This is a genomic window from Yersinia aldovae ATCC 35236 (assembly GCF_000173735.1).
GTDB lineage: Bacteria > Pseudomonadota > Gammaproteobacteria > Enterobacterales > Enterobacteriaceae > Yersinia > Yersinia aldovae.
Map to the genome: position 1 here is coordinate 1 of NZ_ACCB01000105.1, position 753 is coordinate 753.

Below are 753 nucleotides of genomic sequence, written 5' to 3' on the forward strand. Positions count from 1 at the left end.
AATACAACAGAATCTGACCTTTGGGTACCACCAACGCCCTCAGGCGGCAAAATGCTTGCTTCAACGGATCACCTATGGGATGATCTGTGGCCTTTAGCTTTGGCCATTCCTCAAATTAGATAATTTAATGCCAATATCAAAACTCTGTATAAAAGCTGCGCTTCCACAAGTTTCCTTGGCCATACTAGGACTGATAATTACCTTAAGGGCATTCTTTCCTGGATTAGTCAGCGGAGACGCGTTTGATCAATACCAGCAAGGGACGAGCTTTATTTTCAACGATTGGCATCCTCCAATCATGAGTTTTATCTGGGCGATCACAAATGACTGGATACCTGGGCCATTTGGGATGTTGTTGCTCGAATGTCTTTTGTATTGGGGAGCTTTATTGCTCTTGTCTGTTTCTATCCCACAAGCCCACAGAAAACTCTCTATAGCAGTTATTGTTGTTGGCTTTATGCCGTTTACGATCGGTACACTCAGTCACATATGGAAAGATGTACTTCACGCAGTCATCTGGCTCTGCGCCGTAGGAGTTATTTGCGTGAGCGATTCTCGTGAGGAGGGAAGGCAGAAGAAACTATTGCTCCTAGCTGGTTTTTTACTACTTATCGGAAGCATGCTCCGCTTCAACGCAATATTTGGTCTATTGCCATTGGTCTGGTTGCTTTTCAATAAAAGTAAACTGTGCTCATGGAAAAAGTGGGTGATTATTTTTATTCTTTTCCCTGCGTTTACTAATTTTTTTAAATG

General features: G+C 42.6%; 1 pseudogene. It reads left to right on the plus strand.

The window, feature by feature from the left end:
* Positions 1-127: 127 nt before the first annotated feature.
* Positions 128-753, plus strand: a pseudogene (locus YALDO0001_RS19430) (hypothetical protein); the annotation flags it as partial.